The 1,988-nt window shown below is 69.4% G+C and carries 1 protein-coding gene; it reads left to right on the forward strand.

From position 1 onward, the window contains the following. Positions 1–417: 417 nt before the first annotated feature. Positions 418–1,988 (forward strand): HAMP domain-containing protein (locus XI09_RS08720; RefSeq protein ID WP_271566479.1); only part of this gene is annotated, 1,571 nt, incomplete at its 3' end.

A 1,988-nucleotide genomic window follows, 5' to 3' on the forward strand; every position in this document is an offset into this window, starting at 1 on the left:
GGCCTCGGAAGAGGTGCTGAACTCGGCCAAGACGCTGTCATCCGAAAGCACCCGCCTCCGCGCCGAGCTCGACCGCTTCATGGCGAATATCCGGGCGGCGTAAGCGCTCGCCGTCTCTGAAGTCTGCGCCGTCGCCCCATACTCCGCTGTCGTCCCGGATCAGCGCTCCGCTCCCGGCACGCTACGCGTTGCCGGCAGCTGCGCTTGTCCGGGACGACAGCGGAGATTGGCGCCGGCCTTCAATTTGTAGCGGCGCGAGAAAGCGCGCCTTAACATTCCCCCGCGTCACCGAACCGCAAGTTGCGACGCCGCAAATTTACCGCCGCTTATCATTTGCCAATTACCGTGCACACGAGCCGGGAAGCGGGCTGCTTCCGGGCTGCGCCTGGTTTTCCGCGAATGGAATGGGGTGGGGGAATGTCCGTCAAGTCCAAGCCGAACACATCGAAACTACCAACCTTGCGCTTTCGCGCAAAAATCATCCTCGGCTTCGTGGCGGTGCTAGCCATCCTCGCCGTCAGCATGGCTTTCGCCTATTTCGGCTTCGAGCGGATCCAGGCCGCCGTGGCCTTCTACCGGGCCAGCGTGGCGGAAGCGGATCTCGCGCGAACCGTCGACCGCGAGCTGATCGCCTACCAGGGGCTGGCGCGGGCCTATACGCTGACCGGCGCGACAGACGACGAGACCGCGGCCAAAGCGGCGGAAGAGAATCTGAAGGCGGCGATCGCCAAATCGACGTCCGCAACGACCGGCGCCGCGCGCCGCGAGCAGGTCGGCAAGCTCGAGGCGGAGTTCCAGCGCTTTACGAAAGTATTCGGTGAGATCATCACCCTGACGCGCGAGAACAACAAGATCGCGGCCGATGAGCTCAACACCGTCGGCAACAAGATCCGCTTCAAGTTCGACGACCTTGCCGATACCGCGGCGCTCGCCGGGCTCTCCTCGGTCCAGACCACGGCCAAGGACGTCACCTCGCAATATCTCGCGGTCTCCACCTCGGTCAGCGCCTTCGTCGCCAAGCCCGAGCCGAAGACCGCCGACGGCGTGATCGCCCGCATCAAGTTCCTGGAGACTCTGCTGGTCTCGATTTATGCCAACGACCAGAAGATCACCGACCGCGTCACCGAGATCAGCAATCTGCTGAAGCAGTACCGCACCTCCTTTGCCAAGCTGACCGAGAACGTGAAGGTCATCGTCAAGTCGAACGGCGAGATGACCAAGACGGCCGCGTCCATCCTCAAGCTTTCGGGTGAGCTGCGATCGGACCTGACCGCCGATCAGCAGCGCATCGAGGCCAGCGCCAATGCAACGATCGGGGAGACCGAACGGCTGATGCTGATGCTGGCGCTGGGCGGCCTGGCCATCGGCGCCGTGCTCGCCCTGATGCTCGGCAACGGTATCTCGCGCCCGATGATCGCGATGTGCAAGGCGATGCGCGAGCTCGCCTCGGGCAATTTCGACGTCGTGCTGCCGGGCCTCGGCCGCAAGGACGAGATCGGCGAGATGGCCGGCGCTGTCGAGGAGTTCAAGGTCCAGGCGGTTGCCAAGGCCGAGCGCGATGCCGCCGCGAGCGAAGCCCAGAGCCGGGAGCAGGCCGCCAGCCGCCGCTCCGAGCTGATCCGCTTTGCCGACGATTTCGAGAGCGCCGTCGGCGCCATCGTCTCCAACGTCTCGGCCTCGGCCGGGGGGGGGGGGGGGGGGGGGGGGGGGGGGGGGGGGGGGGGGGGGGGGGGGGGGGGGGGGGGGGGGGGGGGGGGGGGGGGGGGGGGGGGGGGGGGGGGGGGGGGGGGGGGGGGGGGGGGGGGGGGGGGGGGGGGGGGGGGGGGGGGGGGGGGGGGGGGGGGGGGGGGGGGGGGGGGGGGGGGGGGGGGGGGGGGGGGGGGGGGGGGGGGGGGGGGGGGGGGGGGGGGGGGGGGGGGGGGGGGGGGGGGGGGGGGGGCACCGCGACGGAAGAGCTCTCGGCCTCGGTCGAGGAGATCGGTCGCCAA

The organism is Bradyrhizobium sp. CCBAU 11386 (assembly GCF_028128955.1).
GTDB lineage: Bacteria > Pseudomonadota > Alphaproteobacteria > Rhizobiales > Xanthobacteraceae > Bradyrhizobium.